Source organism: Pseudomonas sp. RW10S2 (genome assembly GCF_014268985.1).
In the GTDB taxonomy this organism is placed as follows: domain Bacteria; phylum Pseudomonadota; class Gammaproteobacteria; order Pseudomonadales; family Pseudomonadaceae; genus Aquipseudomonas; species Aquipseudomonas wayambapalatensis.
The window spans coordinates 1-17,504 of record NZ_JABWRO010000008.1; the positions used below are offsets into that span (position 1 = coordinate 1).

Here is a 17,504-nt window from a genome sequence, read left to right on the forward strand (position 1 = left end):
CCGCCACTGCCGGTACTTCCTGCGCCTGCTCTCCCAACGCGCCCTGCTCTACACCGAAATGGTCACCACCGGCGCCCTGCTCCACGGCGATGCGGCGCGTTTCCTGCGCCATGACGAGTCCGAGCACCCGCTGGCCCTGCAGTTGGGCGGCAGCAACCCGGCTGAACTCGCCGCCTGTGCTCGCCTGGCCCAGGAAGCGGGTTACGACGAGGTCAACCTCAATGTCGGCTGCCCCAGCGACCGGGTGCAGAACAACATGATCGGGGCCTGCCTGATGGGCCATCCGGCGCTGGTGGCCGACTGCGTCAAGGCGATGATCGATGCGGTCGAGATTCCGGTGACGGTCAAGCACCGCATCGGCATCAATGGCCGCGACAGCTATGCCGAGCTGTGCGACTTTGTCGGCCAGGTGCGCGAAGCCGGCTGTCGCAGCTTTACCGTGCATGCGCGGATCGCGATCCTCGAAGGCCTGTCGCCAAAGGAGAACCGCGAGGTGCCGCCGCTGCGCTACGAGGTGGCGGCGCAGTTGAAACAGGACTTCCCGGACCTTGAGCTGGTGCTCAACGGCGGGATCAAGACCCTCGACGAATGCCGCACCCACCTGCAGACCTTCGACGGCGTGATGCTGGGGCGCGAGGCTTACCACAATCCGTACCTGCTGGCCGAGGTGGATCAACAACTGTTCGCCAGCGACGCGCCTGTCGTGACGCGCAGCGAGGCGATGGCGCGGCTGATGCCGTATCTGGTAGCGCATGTGGAGAGTGGCGGGGCCATTCATCACATCACCCGGCACATCCTCGGCCTGGGCCAGGGCTTCCCGGGGGCGCGCCGGTTCCGCCAGTTGCTGTCGGCAGACATTCACAAGGCGGCCGAGCCGCTGAAAGTGGTCGAGCAGGCGGCAGAGTTGCTGGTCGGACGCTAGGGAACCCTGGGCGGGGGTTGGACTCGAAGGGGGATTCGACGCCCCCATCCTGGGGCTGCCATGTGGCCAGCGCGGGGCCAGCCCGCGCCCGCATGACGCAGGATTGCCTTAGCCTGTGTTTGGCCTTGAGTGGCCGTCAGGGCTCGGGTAATGTCAAGACACTCACAGGACAGAGCATCAGGACAGAGCACGCCCATGACCTCAAAGCTGGAACAACTCAAGCAGTTCACCACCGTGGTCGCCGACACCGGGGACCTGGATGCCATCACCCGTCTCAAGCCGGTCGATGCCACCACCAACCCTTCGCTGCTGCTCAAGGCCGCGGCCATCTCGGGTTACGCCGACCTGCTCAAACAGGTCAAGGCCGACGCCAAAGGCAACGTCGACCTGGCCTGCGACAAGTTCGCGGTAGCCGTGGGCGCGGGCATTCTCAAGGTCATCCCCGGCCGTATCTCCACCGAGGTCGATGCACGCCTGTCGTTCGATGAGCCGGCGTTGCTGAACAAGGCTCGCCAGTTGATCGACCTGTACAAAGCTGCCGGCATTTCCAAGGATCGCGTACTGATCAAGCTGGCCTCTACCTGGGAAGGCATCCGCGCCGCCGAGAAGCTGGAAAAGGAAGGCATCCAGACCAACCTCACGCTGCTGTTCTCCTTCGCCCAGGCCCAGGCCTGTGCCGACGCCGGGGTGTTCCTGATCTCGCCGTTCGTGGGCCGGATCTACGACTGGTACAAGAAGAGCACCGGCAAGGAGTACGTCGGCGCCGAGGATCCAGGCGTGCAGTCGGTGACACGCATCTACGACTACTACAAGACCAACGGCTACGACACCGTGGTCATGGGCGCAAGCTTCCGTAACGTCGGGCAGATCGAGCAACTGGCCGGGTGCGATCGCCTGACCATCAGCCCTGAACTGCTGCAGCAGTTGAGCGACGACCAAGGCGAGCTGCCGCGCATCCTCACACCAGGCAATGCTGGCGAAGCCAAGCAGGTGCTGAACGAGAGCCAGTTCCGCTGGGCGATGAACGAAGATGCCATGGCCACCGAGAAGCTGGCCGAAGGCATTCGCCAGTTTGCGCGCGACCAGGAGAAGCTCGAGGCGTTGATGGCCGACAAAGGCTGATACATATCCGAGTTGTGGAACGGGCGGGAAGTACTGAGTATTTCCCGCCCGTTTGCGTTTGTGTATTCGAAAAAGAGGCTGCCGGCCCATCGCGGGACAAGCCCGCTCCCACAGAAGCATGTTCCCTGCCATGGGATAGGTGCCGCTGTGGGAGCGGGCTTGTCCCGCGATGGGGCCGGCAGCCTCCCAACAGATGGAAGCAATGACCACCACCCTCCCCCTCGTCCTCGCCGGCCCCGTGCTGCGCCGCCTGGAACCGCAACGCCTGGCCATCTGGCTGGTCGGCTCGCGCCCGCTGAACCCTCGATTCGTGCTGGACGGCGCGCAGGTCAGTACCCACCTGGAGTGTCGGGTCGTTCCGATCGGCCAGCATGCCTTCGTCCATCTGCTGGAAGTGCACATCGACCAGGCACTGCCCGAGGACGTCGCGCTGGGCTACGACCTGCACCTGGACAATGGCCAGGGCATCGCCGACTGGGCACCGCACCTGCTCTACCCAGGTGCCTGCCGCCCGAGCTTCGTTCTGCGCAAACGTATCGATCCGTTGCTGCACGGCTCGTGCCGCAAACCCCATCACCCCGCCGCCGACGGCCTGCTCTGCGCCGACCGCCTGCTGCTCGACAATCCCCCTCCCGAACAACGCCCGGCACTGCTGATGATGACCGGCGACCAGGTCTATGCAGACGATGTCGCCGGCCCCACGCTCAAGGCCATCCACGGGTTGATCGAACGCCTGAAGCTATTCGACGAGCCCCTCGACGGCGCGCTGGTCGACAGCAGCCAGGCGCTCTATCGTCACCCCGCCTGCTACTACCATCGCGCCGACCTGCTGCCCGCCCAGCAGGGCAATGAGCCGCTGCGCCAACGCTTCTTCCGGGGCAAGCGCAAGCCGATCTTCTCGTCGAGCAATGCCGACAACCACCTGGTGACCTTTGCCGAGGTCATGGCCATGTACCTGCTGGTCTGGTCGCCCACGCCCTGGACACTGGTGGAGCTGGAGGCGCCCGAGGGGCTCACTGCCGCGCGCCAGCAGCGCTATCAGAACGAACTGCCGCTGATCGAGGCCTTCCGCGACGGTCTGGGTCAAGTGGCGCGCGCCATGGCCCACCTGCCCTGCCTGATGATCTTCGACGACCACGACATCACCGATGACTGGAACCTGTCGGCGCAATGGGAACATACCGCCTATGGCCACCCCTTCTCGCGCCGGATCATCGGCAACGCCCTGCTCGGCTACCTGCTGTGCCAAGGCTGGGGCAATGACCCCGAGGGCTGTACGACGCTGGTCGAAGGGTTGCAGGCCCTGACTGCAAATGCACCGCAGGGCGCATTGGACGGTGAGGCCCTGGATACACTGATCGGCGACCTGCTGCGTTTCCAGGGCTGGCAGTACGACCTGCCCAGCAACCCACCGTTGCGCGTGCTGGACACCCGCACCCGGCGCTGGCGCAGCGAAAGCAAGCTGGGCAAACCGTCCGGGCTGCTCGACTGGGAGGCGCTGTGCGAACTGCAGCAGGCCCTGCTCGATCATCCATCGGCAATCATCGTGTCACCGGCGCCGATTTTCGGGGTCAAGCTGATCGAGACGGTGCAGCGGGTGTTCACTGCGCTGGGCTACCCGCTGCTGGTGGACGCCGAGAACTGGATGGCCCATCGCGGCTCCGCGCAGGTGATCCTGAATATCTTCCGTCATTCCCGCACGCCAGGGCACTACGTGATCCTGTCCGGGGATGTGCATTATTCATTCGTCTACGAGGTGCTGATCCGCCACCGCCAACGCAGCCCACACCTGTGGCAGGTCACCAGCAGCGGGATCAAGAACACCTTTCCAGTGCGCCTGCTGGATGTGCTCGACCGCCTGAACCGCTGGCTGTACTCACCACGCTCGCCACTCAACTGGTTCACAAAGCGTCGATCGATGGAGGTGGTGCCACGCGTGCCAAGCCGAAGCAAGGCCGGGGAGCGGCTGTGGAATGGCGCGGGCCTGGGGCAGGTATTCTTCGACGAGCAGGGGCGGCCGGTGCGGGTTGTCCAGCTGAGTGCCGAAGGAGGTGAAGCGACGGAGTTCGTGCACAGCCATGAGGTGGAGCGCTAGCGGATACAGGGCGCCGTTGGCGCCGAGTCAGGAACGCTCCAGCGCACTCACCAGGTCACGAAACGCTTCGCGGTTGGAATCGTTCAGCCCCATGAGGATCTTGTGCGCTTCCAGCACCTTGGAGCGCACCACTTCTTCGTTCTGATCCTGCGATGGCAAGTCGCTCAGGCAATCCGGGCATGGCAGCGGACGGTCGACGATGTTGAATACCTGGTCGAACCCCATCGACTGCAGCAACCGGGAAATGTCCGGATTGGTGGTGACCACGGTCGGCAGCAGGCCAACCTTCTGCCGCGACAGGATCGACAACTTGGCCAGCAGGCCCAGGGTGGTGCTGTCGATGCTCTCGGTTTCGGTCAGGTCGATGACGATGGCCGAGAAGTTCAGTGCGGTGAAGATCTTCTCGATCGTCGCATCCAGCGCCGAACACAGGGTCAGGCGCACTTCACCGACGAATTTCAGTACGAAGGTACCGCTCTGCTCGGCGAACTGGATTCTACCGGTACTCATTGAAGGTTCCTGCTCAACACCAATAGGGCGATATCATCCGGCATCTCCCCAAGCGTAGCCAATCCGAATCGTTGGCGCAGCCCGTCCAGGCTGCCCCCCGCGGTCTTGACGATTTCCGGCAAGGCCGCTTCCTTATCTTTGAGTGTATCCCCGGGCAAAAGGTCCAGAATGCCGTCGGACATGAGCGTGAGGCTGAAGCGCGGCGGCAGCTCGAGCACATGGTCCTGGTAGGTGGCTTCATCGAACAGCCCCACCGGCAGGCCACGGCCTTCCAGGTAGCGGGCCTGGCCCGGGGTGTAGAGCACCGGCAGCGGCAGATGGCCGCCGACGCTGTAGGTCATCAGGCCGGTCTCCTCGTCGATCACCCCGCCGACCATGGTCACATGCTTGCCCAGCTTGCAGTTGATCAGGCCACGATTGATGTGCGCCAACACCTGCGACGGCTTGAACTCGCGCATCTTGCCGTTGCGCTTGAACTCGAACAGCAGGCGGGTGGTCATGAACTTGAGCAGCACGGTGACGAATGCCGAGGACGCCCCATGGCCGGATACGTCGGCCAGGTAGAAGGCGATGCGGCGCTCGTCGACGCGGAAATAATCGGTGAAATCGCCGGAGAGGTAGAGCGAGGGAATGATCTGGTGGTCGAACGACAGGTCGCCCGCGGTCCACGGCTTTTCCGGCAGCATGTTCATCTGCACCTGGCGGCCGGCGGTCTGGTCTTCCTGCAACAGGTGCAGACTGGCCTCCAGCTCCCGGTTGGCAGCTTCGAGCTTGTCGCGGTAGCGCTGGTTTTCGAGCACCAGGCGCGAACGGTCGAGCGCACGGCGCACCGAGTGCTCGAGCACGGCAAGGTCTTCCAACGGCTTGATCAGGTAGTCGGCCGCGCCCAGGCGCAAGGCCTCGACCGCATCGCTCATGACGCCGGCACCGGACACCACGATCACGGGCAACTGCGGAGCGTGCTCGGTGATCCGGCGGATCAGTTCGAGGCCGCCCATCTGCGGCATGCGCAGATCGCAGATCACGAGGTCGGGCTGGTGTTCTTCGAAGACCTGGAGCCCCTGCTGGCCATTACCGGCCTGGAGGACGCTGAAGCCACTGTCTTCCAGATAGGCGGCGAGGCTTGCACGAACCACGTCGTCGTCATCGATGATCAGCAGCGTTGCACTGGTTTTCTGCATGTGGGCGAACGGCGCCGATTGGTTGGCGTAGCGGGCATCGGCAAGGGCGACGGACGGCTACTGGAATACTCTGTGACCACTTCTCTTTGAGGTGTAGGACAAGAAAACCTGTCCAGCAAATCGCAGTGGTGCCCTGTAAGGCGCAGACGGTACTCCCATCCGCGGGGCGTTTCAAGCATACGAGGGTCGAGTTCGCTGTGCTAATCACCAGCGGTTATTTGGCGGGGCCGTTTGGCGTACGGTTGGGCATAGAAAAGCCCTTGAGCGGCCAGACAATTACAGGATGTAAATGCCTGGAGCCACTCGAGGGCAAGTCTTGAGAGGATCAGGGTTCAGCGACGACCGATGTTCGACGACACACTCCACAGGTCGACACCACCATCGGTGGCATGATGGTCGATGGCGGCCAGTTCGTCGGCGGTGAACTGCAGATTGCCCACCGCATCGAGGGAGTCGTCGAGTTGCGCCAGTGTGCGAGCGCCGATCAGCGTCGAGGACACCCGCGAGTCACGCAGCACCCAGGCAATCGCCATCTGCGCCAGGGTCTGGCCGCGGGCCTGGGCGATATCATTGAGGCTGCGGATGCGCGCCAGGTTGTCATCGCCGCGCATGCGCGAGGGCAGCGAACCGCCACGGGTGGCGCGCGATTCACTCGGCACGCCCTGCAGATACTTGTCGGTGAGCATGCCCTGGGCCAACGGCGAGAAGGCGATGCAACCCACGCCCAGATCGTCGAGCGTGCCGAGCAACCCCTGCGATCATGTCCTGGGCACGGTTGCACCGAAGCGGATACCGGCATCGAAGCCTTCGGCAACGATGTCGAGCATGCGGTCGTCCATCACCAGGTCGAGGTGCACCTGGGGAAAGCGCGACAAAAACTGATCAAGCACCGGCAGGATCAGCAGGCGCCCGGCGTCATGGGGAATGTTCAGACGCAGGCGGCCGACTGGCGCCTTGCGGTAGTCTTCGAGGGTATTGAGGCCGTGGCCGATGGCCTCGAAGCTTTGGGCCAGGGACTGCATGAGATCGCTGCCGGCGGCCGTCAGTGCCACCGAAGGTTGGTACGATTGAGCAGGCGGACTTCGAGGCGATCTTCGAGCTTCTTCATCGTGTGGCTCAACGCCGAGGCGGTCAGCCCGAGTTCGTTGCCGGCATCGACGAAACTGCCGCGGCGAGCAATGGTGAAGAACACGTTCAGGTCCGCCAGATCGGAGCGCTTGAATGCCGCCATGGGGCCAGCCACCCTTGAGAATGAGAACGACCGCCATTGTGCCGCCAATCGGAGAGAAGCTGAACGCACCAGGCGTGAAAAGGATTCAGTGCCCCAATGCCCCATTCTCACATTGCGCCAAAACGAAGAAGGCGACCCTTGCGGTCGCCTTCTTCTGTTCGCCTGACTCAGAAGTCGTCTTCGACTTCGCCGTCCTTGACCTTGAACTCGCGGTTCTGCAGGTAGGCGTTGCGGATGAAAATGTACTTGTCGCCCTGCATCAGCTTCTCTGCCGACAGCAGGCTGGCGCGGGTATCGATCACGTTCAGGGCGAAGATCGAGTTGCGGGTCGGTACATGATCGATATAGCGGTAGGGTTCGGTGAAGGAGTCCGGGTACTTGGACAGGCCGTCACGCACCGTGCTTGGCCCAAGCAGCGGAATGACCACGTATGGCCCGCTGGGCACGCCCCAGTAGCCAAGGGTCTGGCCGAAATCTTCGTCGTTGCGCTGCAGTCCCATGCGGGTGCCGACGTCGATGAAGCCACCCAGGCCGAATGTGGTGTTGACGATCAGCCGCGCCGTGTCGATGCCTGCGGCGCGAGGCTTGAGCTGCAGGACATTGTTGACCAGGTTGCCGACGTCGCCCAGGTTCAGGAAGACATTGTGAATGCCGTCCTCGAGGAACTGCGGGGTGACGGCCTGATAGCCCTGGGCCAACGGCTTGAGGGCGTAGGTATCAATGGTGTCGTTGAACCTGAAGATCGGTCGATTGACCACTTCCCAAGGATCTTCCTCGGTCGCCGCCTGAGTGGCGGCCACAGGCGCCAGCAACAGGCTGGCACAGACACAGGCCTGGGTGATTCGCTCGATCACACCGGCACCGATCCTCTGCATAGATGTTTCTCCATCGGATTTCACGGTGGCAGCCGCCTGAAGGCGGTGCTGGATAGTGCGCCAGTATAAAGGCAATCTGGCAGGCAGCCAGCATTACACACCTTTGTTCAACATTTTGTGAACAAGAGTTTCATCTTCCAACTGTCATCCGACCGTCATGAAGGGCGTTTAGCCTGCGGTGTATTTCAGGGATGTTGCCATGCACGAAGCACCTGCCCTCACTGCTGTGCTGTTCGGCCTGCGCGGCTGCCTGGTCCAGACCGCGAACGGCAGCCCCCTGCCCGCCCCTGGCGCCCTGGACACCCTAGAACAGCTGCGGCGCCAGCAAGTACCCTGCATCTGGCTGGACGATCTGCACAACCATCAAGGCGAGCGTCTGGCCAGCGTGCTCCCGGACTGGCTGCCCGGCCAGGTCGCCAACGGTTCGCCATGGCCTTCACCGAATGCCTGCTGGCATGCCTTGATGTCATTGAACAGTGATCGCCTCGACGGCTGCGTACTGGTCAGTGGCGAGCCGCGCCTGTTGCAGTCGGGCCTGAACGCCGGATTGTGGACGGTCGGCCTCGCCGCCTGCAGCCCGTCGTGCGACCAGGCATCGAATCTGTGGCAAGCCATGAGCGTACAGGAGCAGGAGTTGGCCCGCGGCAAAGCCACCCTCGAGCTGTTCGGCCTGGGCGTGCATTCGGTGATCGACCACCTGGAATCACTGGAAACCTGCCTCGCGGACATCGCTCAGCGGCGGCGCAAGGGTGAAAAACCCTGACACAGCGTCGTTGATGCCGGTCATGCAAAGCGCCGGCAAGTGGATTACGCTTGAAGTCAGGCCAGAACCTTTGCCGCTTCGCCGAGGTCCATGGCTTGCCAAGTCATTGATGGAGAACAGCCAATGCCCGCCCGCGAATTGCAAGAGCGCCTCAACAGCCTGCGCGAGCAACTGGATCGAAACGTACCGCTGTCGGAAGAAGAACTCGCCAGCCTGCATGAAGAAGCGCGACAGATCGAAGCGCAACTGAAACTCGAAGAGGCCACGCCAGACAACAACCTGGTCGATGGCGTGAACCTGGCCATCGAGCGCTTCGAAGCCGATCACCCGGACCTCACGGCGACGCTGCGCAGCATTGCCAACTCGCTGCACAGCATGGGGATCTGATTTCACCACCCGGCGCCGCCCTGCAGTCAGCGCAAGCTCTGCAGGAGCGGCCTCGCGCTGGTTGGGGCGCCAGGCATTGACCTTACTGCCGCACCAACCGCCCGTTGCGCGCACTGATCGGCCCGTTGCTGCGGTACGGGTTGATGTCCAACCCACCCCGGCGCACATAACGCGCATACACCGTCAGATGCTCAGGCTTCAGCAGGCGCAACAGGTCCAGGTAGATCCGCTCGACGCACTGCTCATGGAAGTCGGCATGCTGGCGGAAGCTCACCAGATAGGTCAGCAGGCTGGCATGATCCAGCGCGCTGCCCTTGTACTCGACCACCACACTCCCCCAGTCAGGCTGGCCGGTGACTGGGCAGTTGGACTTGAGCAGGTGGCTGTGCAGCGTTTCTTCGACGATACGCTCCGAGTTGCAGCTCAGCAGCTCAGGCTGGGGTTGCTCGTAGTTGCTGATGCTCACATCCAGCGCATCGATGCACTGGCCCGGCAAGGCCACCACCCCCTGCTGCTCGACTTCACCCAGCGTTCGAACCTGAACACTCACAGGCTTGCCTGCCGCAGCGGACAGGTCCTTCTCCAGGCACGCCTGCAGCTCGCCGATCGATGCGAACACCGTCTGGTTCAACGAGTTGAGGTAGAGCTTGAACGACTTGGACTCGATGATGTTCGGCGAGTCGGCCGGGATGGCGAACTCGCCGATGGCCACCACCGGTTTGCCGGAGGGCAGCAACCACGACAGTTCGAAGCAGTTCCAGTAGTCCACGCCCTGCCACGGCAGGGTCTGCGCGGTCACGCCCAGCTCGGCCCATTTGGCCGTGCGTGGGATCGGAAACAGCAGCGACGGAGTGTAGGTGGCGATGTATTCGCTGGACTTGCCCAGCGGGGAGTGTTCGGCGGCGGGATGCATGTATCTGACCTGAAAGCGCGGGAATGGCGCCATTCTACCGGTTTTGCAGCCCGCCTTGGGGATGAAGTCACTCGATGGTCAACTGACCGACCATGCCCGCCTGATAGTGGCCCGGCACATTGCAGGCGAACTCGATGGGTGTCGACTTGCGGAAGGTCCAGGTCAGCTCGGCGCGCTGCCCGGGCTGGACCAGCACAGTGTTGCCCTGATCATGCCCGTTGCCGCCATGGCCCATCTGGCTATGGTCCATCCCGGCCATGTTGCCATGGTCCATGCCCGCCATGGCCGCCATCTCCTTCTGGTGCTCGACGTGCATGGCCTTGTCACCCAGGTTGAACTCATGAGCCAGCTTGCCTTCGTTGATCACCACGAAGCGCACCGTCTCGCCGGCTTTGACCTGCAGGCTCTTGGGCTCGAAGGCGATATCCTTGAGCACCACATCGACGGTACGGGTGGCCTTGGAGGCCGGCGCCGGTTCGCCGAAGCCGAAGGTCTTGGCGCCATCGGCGAAGACCGGCAGGCTGGCCACGGCGAGGGTAGCGGCGAGAATCAAATGTTTCATTGCAACTCCGGTTTGTGCGCTAGAGATAGAGCCACTCTAGAGCCATAGGACTGGCGGCTGGCTGACAGGCAGATTACAAGTTTGTCAGCTTGGGCGCGCTTGCCGATCGTCACGTATCATTTGAGCCAATGCTGCGGCACGACACTCCGGGCTGTTCTATGAAAACTGGAGTGCTCGTGCGTTTACCTTTTTGACAGTGGACAGTGCATGAAACTGCTGATCGTCGAAGACCAGGCCAAGACCGGCCAATACCTGCGCCAGGGCCTGAGCGAAGCCGGTTTTGCCACGGAGCTGGCCGGCGACGGCGAAACGGGTCAATTCCTCGCGCTCACCGGCGACCACGACCTGCTGATCCTGGATGTCATGCTGCCGGGCCGGGATGGCTGGCAGATCCTCCAGGCGGTGCGCCAGGCCGGGCTGGACACGCCGGTATTGTTCCTGACAGCGCGTGACGCTGTCGAAGACCGCGTCCATGGCCTGGAGCTGGGTGCCGACGATTATCTGGTCAAACCCTTTGCCTTCTCCGAACTGCTGGCCCGGGTACGTAGCCTGCTGCGCCGCGGTGCCAGCTCCTCCCAGGACACCACCCTGGCCCTGGCCGACCTGCGCCTGGACCTGATCCGTCGCCGCGCCGAGCGCGCCGGCAGCCGCATCGACCTGACCGCCAAGGAATTCGCCCTGCTCGAGTTGCTGCTGCGGCGCCAGGGCGAGGTGCTGCCCAAATCGCTGATCGCTTCGCAGGTGTGGGACATGAATTTCGACAGCGACACCAACGTGATCGAAGTTGCGATCCGTCGCCTGCGCCTGAAGATCGACGACAACCACGCCAACAAGCTGATCCATACCGTGCGTGGCATGGGCTACGTGCTCGAGGAGCGCCACGACTGATGCCCCGACTCTCCCTCGGCGGGCGCCTGGCCCTGCTGTTCGCGGCCTGCACCGCCGCCGTTTCGCTGAGCGCCGGGTTGCTGTTCAGCCATGCCAGTGAGCGCCACTTCGTCGAGCTCGACCAGCAGTTGCTCAGCGCTCGCCTCTCGCAATTGCGTGCGCACCTGGCCGATGTCGACTCCCGCGCAGCCTTGGACGACCACCTGCCGACGCTGCGCAGCGAGCTCAGCCACCAGTCGGACCTGGCCCTACGCATTCGCGGCAACGACGGTACGCTGTGGTTCGACAGCCGCGAAGGCTTGCCGCAAGAGCCCCGCCAGCCGGGCCTGGCCACCCTGCACAGTGACGGCATGGACTACCGCAGCCTGTGCCAGGCCTTGCCAAACGCTCAGATCACCTTGTTTCTCGACATCACCCACCATCAGCACTTTCTGCAACGCATGCAGCAGCTGATCTGGCTGACCGTCGGGCTCTGCGCGCTGGCCACAGCCCTCCTCGGCGCCTGGGCTGCACGCCGAGGCTTGCGACCGTTGCGCCAGATGGGCGCGGTGGCCGCCAGCGTCAATGCGCGCTCGCTCACCACTCGCCTGCCAGTGGCGCAACTGCCTGAAGAACTCGCCGAGCTCGGCCAGACCGTCAACGCCATGCTGCAACGCCTGGATGATGCCTTTCAGCGCCTCTCGGCGTTTTCCGCCGACATCGCCCATGAGCTGCGCACGCCGCTGTCAAATCTGCTGACCCACACCCAGGTCACCCTCACCCGCCCCCGCAGCCTGGAGGAATACCGCGAAGCCCTTCACGGCAACCTCGAAGAACTGCAGCACATGGCGCAGATGGTCAACGACATGCTGTTCCTGGCCAAGGCCGACCACGGTCTGCTGATGCCCAGCCGACAGGCCCTGGACCTGGCGACCGAGACCGACGCACTGCTGGAGTACTACGCGCCACTGGCCGAGGATGCCGGCATCACCCTGCTGCGCCGCGGCGAAGCGCAAACAGCGGGCGACCGGCACATGCTGCGCCGAGCCCTGTCCAACCTGCTGGACAACGCGCTGCGCTTCACCCCGCCTGGTGGGACCATCGAGGTGACGCTGTCACCGGGATTGCACATAGAGATCGCCAATACCGGCCCCGCGATAGCAGCGCAGGCGCTGCCGCGCCTGTTCGACCGCTTCTATCGGGAGGATCCGATGCGCCATGAAGGAAGCAGCGAGCATGCCGGGCTGGGACTTGCGATCACCCGATCCATCGTACTGGCCCATGGCGGGGGGATTCAGGCTCGCTGTGAAGGGGGATGGACACGCTTCGTGATCGACCTGCCCCAGACAGGGTGAGGCAGGCTGGCGTGGGCCACACGTCACTCGTAGCGCAATGCCATTGCAGGCTCGATCTGCGACGCGCGATAGGCCGGATACAACGTGGCCAGGAAGCTCATCACCAAGCCCGCGATACAGATGATCGCGACATCGCCCCACTGCAACTGCGACGGCAGGCTGCTGATGAAGTACATGTCGGAGGTGAAGATATGCTGGCCGCTGGTGCGTTCCAGCCAACCGACGATGGCGCTGACGTTGAGCGCACCGATCACGCCCAACACCCCGCCGATCAGGGTGCCGACGATACCGATCAGGCTGCCCTGGACCATGAAGGTGCCCATGATCTGCGCCGGCGTCGCCCCGATGGTGCGCAGAATCGCGATGTCGGCGCCCTTGTCGTTCACCACCATCACCAGAGTGGCGATGATGTTGAACGCTGCCACGGCAATGATCATCAGCAGCAGCAGTCCGATCATGGTCTTTTCCATCTTCATCGCACTGAACAGGCTGCCCTGGGTGTGCGACCAGTCATCGGCGCGGTAGGCATCGCCCAGGCCCGAAGCGATCGCCTTGGACACCTGCGGTGCAGCGTACAGGTCGTGCAGCTTCAGGCGTACGCCCTGCACCTGGCCCGGCGCCCAGCGTTGCATCTCGCCGGCGTCGGCCATATGGATGTAGGCCTGCGAACCATCCAGCTCGGCACCGACCTTGAAGATGCCGACCACGGTCAGGCGCTGCATGCGCGGGGTGATACCACCAGGCGCACTGCTCACCTCCGGGACGATCAGGGTGACCTTGTCGCCGGTGTTCAGACGAAAGCGACGGGCCGTCAGTTCCCCGAGCACCACGCCATACTCACCCGGCTGCAGGGCTTGCAAGGCCCCCTGGACGATATGCTGGCCGACGATGGAGACCTTGCCCTCCTGCGCCGGGTCGATACCGCTGACCTGGATCGGCTGCATCGCGCCCTTGTAGGAGAGCATGCCTTCCATTTCCGTCAGAGGCGCCGCGGCGATAACCGCCGGATTCTTCAGCGCGGTTTCGGCAACACTTTGCCAGTTATCCAGCGGCTGTACGCCAAGGATGCTGGCATGGGGCACCAGCCCCAGCACGCGCGAGCTCATCTCACGCTGGAAACCGTTCATCACCGACAACACCACGATCATCGCCAGCACGCCCAGGGAAAGGCCGATCATCGAGGTCATGGAGATGAACGAGATGAAGTGATTGCGGCGCTTGGCACGGGTGTAGCGGGCACCGATGAACAAGGGCAAGGGTCTGAACATGTACGCGAACACCCAGTTGAACAGTAGATTGGGGCCGCGCAGGCAGCCCCATGCAATCAGATCGAGACCAGACGACCGTCTTCCAGGCTCAGCACACGGTCCATCTTGCGTGCCAGGCTCAGGTCGTGGGTCACCACCAGGAACGCCGTGCGCGACGCCGTCGACAGTTCCTGCATCAGTTCCTGGATCCCCAGGGCGGTGTGGTGGTCGAGGTTGCCGGTGGGTTCGTCGAGCATCACCAGGCCCGGCTGGTTGACCAGCGCACGGGCAATCGCCACGCGCTGGCGCTCACCGCCGGACAGCTCGGCAGGTTTGTGATTCAGTCGATGGCCAAGGCCTACACGCTTGAGCAGCGCCTCAGCCCGCTGACGTGCTTCCGGGATGGGTGTACGACCGATCAGCAGCGGCATGCAGACGTTTTCCAGTGCCGTGAATTCTGCCAGCAGGTGGTGGAACTGATAGACGAAACCCAGGGCGCGGTTGCGCAGCAAGCCGCGATCACGCTCGCCAAGCGCCGAAAGTTCTTCCCCGGCCAGCCAGACGCTGCCTTGGGTTGGCGTATCGAGGCCGCCCAGCAGGTTGAGCAGCGTGCTCTTGCCAGAGCCGGAGCTACCGACGATGGCCACCCGCTCACCCGGGTGCAGTTCCAGGCTCAGGCCCGACAACACCTGCACCGACTCCGGGCCCTCGTCATAGGACTTGCCCAGGTTGCGGCAACTCAGTACGGCTTTATCACTCATGCGCGACTCACTCATAACGTAGCGCCTCTGCAGGCTGGGTGCGCGCTGCACGCCAGGCCGGATACAGGGTGGCGAGGAAACTCAGGACCAGCGCCGCACCGCAGACCATCCACACGTCCTGGGCGATGATCTGCGACGGCAGGTAATCGATGAAGTACACATCGGCATTGAGGAACTTGTGCCCGATCAGGGTCTCGACGCCAGCGATCGCCGCACTGACGTTGAGCGCGGCGATGATCCCGACCACCGCGCCGATCAGTGTGCCGACCACGCCGATCACCGTGCCCTGGACCATGAAGATCGCCATGATCTGCCGGGGCGTGGCGCCAAGCGTACGCAGGATGGCAATGTCGCCACGCTTGTCATTGACCACCATCACCAGGGTGGAAATGATGTTGAACGCCGCCACCGCGACGATCAGCAGCAGGAGCAGGCCGATGATCGACTTCTCCATGCGAATCGCCTGGTACAGGTTGCCCTGGGTGCGGGTCCAGTCGCGGGCGTAGTACTGGTGCTCGCCCAGCTGCTGGACGATGCTCCAGGCCTCGCGCGGCGCCTTGAACAGGTCATCGAACTTCAGGCGCAGGCCTTGCACCTGGTCGGCCTTCCAGCGGTGCAGGCGCGAAAGGTCGGAGAGGTTGGTCAGCCCCAGGTAGCCGTCGATCTCGCCGGCGCCGACATGGAAGGTGCCGACCACGGTAAAGCGCTTCATGCGCGGGAACATCCCGGCCGGGGTGATGCTCACCTCGGGCGCGACGAACGTGACCTTGTCGCCGACCTTCACACCCAGCTTGGTGGCGGCCTTGTCACCGATGAGGATGCCCCATTCGCCGGGCGCCAACTGGTCGAGGCTGCCCTGCTGCAGGAAGTTGTCGATGATCGACACCTCACGCTCGCGATCCGGCTGGATGCCGTTGAGCAGCATCTTCTGCACCTTGCCGTCATGGGTGAGCAGCCCCTGCATCTGCGTGAAGGGCGCGACCGCCTGCACGTGCGGATTCTGCTTTACTTGTTGAGCAAGGGCCTGCCAGTCGCCGATGGGCTGGTCGCCCTCGATGGTGGCGTGGGGAACCATGCCAAGGACGCGGGTGCGCATCTCGTGATCGAAGCCATTCATCACCGACAGCACCACGATCATCACTACCACGCCCAGGGCAAGGCCGATCATCGAGGTCAGGGAAATGAACGAGACGAAATGGTTGCGTCGCTTGGCACGGGTGTAGCGCGTACCGATGAATACGAAGAGAGGTCTGAACATGTCGGGGCTTGTTCGGATGAAAGGGAACGTCCTGGTGGCGAGGCGCCTACGGCGGCTTTACACTCGGACCACCGCCGCAACCATGGGTTCGCCATGACGACATTAGACGAAGAAGATCGCCGGGAATACTACCGCATCGAAGACAGGATCGCACTGGAAATCAGCCCCCTGAGCGCAGCCGAAGCCCTTGAGCCAGAACTGTTGCAGGATGATTCACCGCTGTTCAACCTGCTCAGCGAGCTGCACCTGTCGGACTTCGAATCCCAGCACTTGCTGCGCCAGCTCAGCGACAAGGACCGTACCCTGGCTGCCTTCCTGCGCGCCCAGAACAAACGCCTCGACCTGCTCAGCGCGGTAGTCGCGCACACGCTGATCGGCGAGATCGGCCAGCCGCAGCGGGTGATCATCTCCGAAGGCGGTGTCGAGTTCGCCCAGGCGCAGCAGATCGCGCCCGGCACCCGGGTCAAGGTGAAGATGGTGCTGATGCCACGCGCCCACGGCCTGTTGCTGCGTGGCCGCGTCACCCACTGCGACCCGCGTCCCGAAGGCGATTTCGAGGTTGGCACCGAGTTCATCGACATGACCGATGCCCAGCGCCAGCTCCTGGCCCGCTACATCCTGCAGCGCCAGCAACAGCAGCGGCGTCAGCAGATCGAACAGAACAATCCGCAATCCTGAGCCTTTTCCCTTTTGACCTGAAGGAACGAACGTGACCCTGATCTACGGCCATCGCGGCGCCAAGGGCGAAGCGCCCGAGAATACCCTGACCAGCTTCCGCCAGTGCCTGTCGCACGGCGTCGACCGTTGCGAGCTGGACCTGCACCTGTCGGCCGACAACGAGCTGATGGTGATCCATGACCCGACCCTCAAGCGCACCACTGGGCGACGCGGCAAGGTCGTCGAACACTCGGCAGCGGACCTGGTCACCTACGACGCACGCAAGGGCGGCCCCGGACATGTGCAGCCCTGTCCTATTCCGCGCCTTGAAGAGCTGTTCGAGAAATGCGCCTTTGCCCACTGGCAGCTGGAGGTCAAGAGTGCTTCGCGCACCCGCGCGGCAAGCACGGTGCTGGCGATTCGCGAACTGGCCCAACAGTATGGCCTGCTCGACAAGGTGACCATCACCTCGAGCTCACGGGAAGTGCTGGGGGCAGCGCAGGAACTGGTGCCCGACATCGCGCGCGGGCTGGTTGCCGAGTACGCCTGGCTCGACCCGCTGAAAGTCGCACAGAACTATGCCTGCGAGATGCTCGCGCTGAACTGGACACTGTGCACCCCCGAACGCCTGCTCAAGGCGCAGAAGCAGGGTTTGCATGTGTCGGTGTGGACGGTCAACGAGCCGGCGCTGATGCGCCGACTCGCCGATTTTGGCGTGGACAGCCTGATTACAGACTTTCCCGGTTTGGCCAAGACCACCCTCGGGTAGGGCTGAAATCGGTCTCCCCGACCGGCTCA

General features: G+C 63.5%; 20 protein-coding genes. 9 read left to right on the forward strand and 11 right to left on the reverse strand.

What is annotated here, in order from left to right; all coding sequences use genetic code 11:
- The 3 genes from dusA to HU729_RS03290 all read left to right on the forward strand — a co-directional run.
- The coding region (dusA, locus tag HU729_RS03280; protein ID WP_186708356.1) for a tRNA dihydrouridine(20/20a) synthase DusA at window positions 1-922 on the forward strand (922 nt) is incomplete at its 5' end.
- Window positions 923-1,117: 195 nt separating this feature from the next.
- The gene (gene tal, locus HU729_RS03285; RefSeq protein ID WP_186708358.1) at window positions 1,118-2,044 is read left to right on the forward strand and encodes a transaldolase; all 927 of its coding nucleotides are present in this window, start codon (window positions 1,118-1,120) and stop codon (window positions 2,042-2,044) included.
- Window positions 2,045-2,246: 202 nt separating this feature from the next.
- On the forward strand, window positions 2,247-4,139 hold the full coding sequence (locus HU729_RS03290) for an alkaline phosphatase D family protein (RefSeq protein ID WP_186708360.1): 1,893 nt from the start codon (window positions 2,247-2,249) through the stop codon (window positions 4,137-4,139).
- A 27-nt stretch (window positions 4,140-4,166) separates the two neighbouring features.
- Here HU729_RS03290 and rssC read toward each other — a convergent pair whose 3' ends face one another.
- The 6 genes from rssC to HU729_RS03315 form a co-directional block, all read right to left on the reverse strand.
- Window positions 4,167-4,649: an anti-sigma factor antagonist RssC gene (gene rssC, locus HU729_RS03295; protein WP_054894422.1), complete on the reverse strand. Its 483-nt coding sequence runs from the start codon at window positions 4,647-4,649 to the stop codon at window positions 4,167-4,169.
- A complete protein-coding gene (gene rssB, locus HU729_RS03300) occupies window positions 4,646-5,830 on the reverse strand; it encodes a two-component system response regulator RssB (protein ID WP_186666280.1) in 1,185 nt (394 codons plus the stop codon). The genes rssC and rssB overlap by 4 nt, the downstream gene beginning before the upstream one ends.
- Window positions 5,831-6,162: 332 nt before the next feature.
- Window positions 6,163-6,579 carry an aldo/keto reductase gene (locus HU729_RS03305; protein WP_186708362.1) on the reverse strand — a complete coding sequence of 139 codons (417 nt, stop codon included), beginning with the start codon at window positions 6,577-6,579 and terminating at the stop codon, window positions 6,163-6,165.
- A 9-nt stretch (window positions 6,580-6,588) separates the two neighbouring features.
- Window positions 6,589-6,852: a LysR substrate-binding domain-containing protein gene (locus HU729_RS25720; protein WP_238348291.1), complete on the reverse strand. Its 264-nt coding sequence runs from the start codon at window positions 6,850-6,852 to the stop codon at window positions 6,589-6,591.
- A 20-nt stretch (window positions 6,853-6,872) separates the two neighbouring features.
- Window positions 6,873-7,061 (reverse strand): LysR family transcriptional regulator, encoded by a 189-nt coding sequence (locus tag HU729_RS25725; RefSeq protein WP_238348293.1) that lies wholly within the window; start codon window positions 7,059-7,061, stop codon window positions 6,873-6,875.
- 167 nt (window positions 7,062-7,228) lie between these two features.
- Entirely contained in the window at window positions 7,229-7,936 is a 708-nt protein-coding gene (locus tag HU729_RS03315; protein WP_186666285.1) for a VacJ family lipoprotein, read from the reverse strand.
- Between the two features lie 199 nt (window positions 7,937-8,135).
- Between HU729_RS03315 and HU729_RS03320 the strand changes: the two genes are divergently transcribed.
- Together HU729_RS03320 and HU729_RS03325 are read left to right on the forward strand one after the other, a co-directional pair.
- Window positions 8,136-8,699, forward strand: a complete 564-nt coding sequence (locus tag HU729_RS03320; protein ID WP_186666286.1) for a phosphonoacetaldehyde phosphonohydrolase-related protein — start codon at window positions 8,136-8,138, stop codon at window positions 8,697-8,699.
- A 123-nt stretch (window positions 8,700-8,822) separates the two neighbouring features.
- Entirely contained in the window at window positions 8,823-9,086 is a 264-nt protein-coding gene (locus HU729_RS03325) for a DUF4404 family protein (protein ID WP_063545619.1), read from the forward strand.
- Between the two features lie 82 nt (window positions 9,087-9,168).
- Here the strand turns inward: HU729_RS03325 and queF are convergent, their stop codons facing one another.
- Together queF and HU729_RS03335 are read right to left on the reverse strand one after the other, a co-directional pair.
- On the reverse strand, window positions 9,169-9,999 hold the full coding sequence (queF, locus tag HU729_RS03330) for an NADPH-dependent 7-cyano-7-deazaguanine reductase QueF (RefSeq protein ID WP_186666287.1): 831 nt from the start codon (window positions 9,997-9,999) through the stop codon (window positions 9,169-9,171).
- Window positions 10,000-10,066: 67 nt separating this feature from the next.
- Entirely contained in the window at window positions 10,067-10,561 is a 495-nt protein-coding gene (locus HU729_RS03335; protein WP_153774539.1) for a cupredoxin family protein, read from the reverse strand.
- A gap of 207 nt (window positions 10,562-10,768) precedes the next feature.
- Between HU729_RS03335 and cinR the strand changes: the two genes are divergently transcribed.
- Window positions 10,769-11,449 carry a two-component system response regulator CinR gene (cinR, locus tag HU729_RS03340; RefSeq protein WP_186708364.1) on the forward strand — a complete coding sequence of 227 codons (681 nt, stop codon included), beginning with the start codon at window positions 10,769-10,771 and terminating at the stop codon, window positions 11,447-11,449.
- Window positions 11,446-12,783, forward strand: coding sequence for a heavy metal sensor histidine kinase (locus tag HU729_RS03345; RefSeq protein ID WP_186708408.1), 1,338 nt, complete (start codon window positions 11,446-11,448; stop codon window positions 12,781-12,783). Before cinR ends, HU729_RS03345 begins: the two co-directional genes overlap by 4 nt.
- Before the next feature lie 23 nt (window positions 12,784-12,806).
- On the opposite strand, the gene HU729_RS03350 is transcribed toward HU729_RS03345, so the two are convergent.
- From HU729_RS03350 to HU729_RS03360, 3 genes are read right to left on the reverse strand one after another with little or no spacing between them, the layout of a single operon-like run.
- Entirely contained in the window at window positions 12,807-14,051 is a 1,245-nt protein-coding gene (locus HU729_RS03350; protein ID WP_186708366.1) for a lipoprotein-releasing ABC transporter permease subunit, read from the reverse strand.
- A gap of 56 nt (window positions 14,052-14,107) precedes the next feature.
- Window positions 14,108-14,791, reverse strand: coding sequence for a lipoprotein-releasing ABC transporter ATP-binding protein LolD (gene lolD / locus HU729_RS03355; RefSeq protein ID WP_186666292.1), 684 nt, complete (start codon window positions 14,789-14,791; stop codon window positions 14,108-14,110).
- 7 nt (window positions 14,792-14,798) lie between these two features.
- The gene (locus HU729_RS03360; protein ID WP_065861986.1) at window positions 14,799-16,049 is read right to left on the reverse strand and encodes a lipoprotein-releasing ABC transporter permease subunit; all 1,251 of its coding nucleotides are present in this window, start codon (window positions 16,047-16,049) and stop codon (window positions 14,799-14,801) included.
- A gap of 93 nt (window positions 16,050-16,142) precedes the next feature.
- Here HU729_RS03360 and HU729_RS03365 point away from each other — a divergent pair, with 93 nt between their 5' ends.
- Window positions 16,143-16,727: a PilZ domain-containing protein gene (locus HU729_RS03365; RefSeq protein ID WP_186666294.1), complete on the forward strand. Its 585-nt coding sequence runs from the start codon at window positions 16,143-16,145 to the stop codon at window positions 16,725-16,727.
- A gap of 31 nt (window positions 16,728-16,758) precedes the next feature.
- Window positions 16,759-17,475: a glycerophosphodiester phosphodiesterase gene (locus tag HU729_RS03370; protein WP_186708368.1), complete on the forward strand. Its 717-nt coding sequence runs from the start codon at window positions 16,759-16,761 to the stop codon at window positions 17,473-17,475.
- Window positions 17,476-17,504 lie beyond the last annotated feature (29 nt).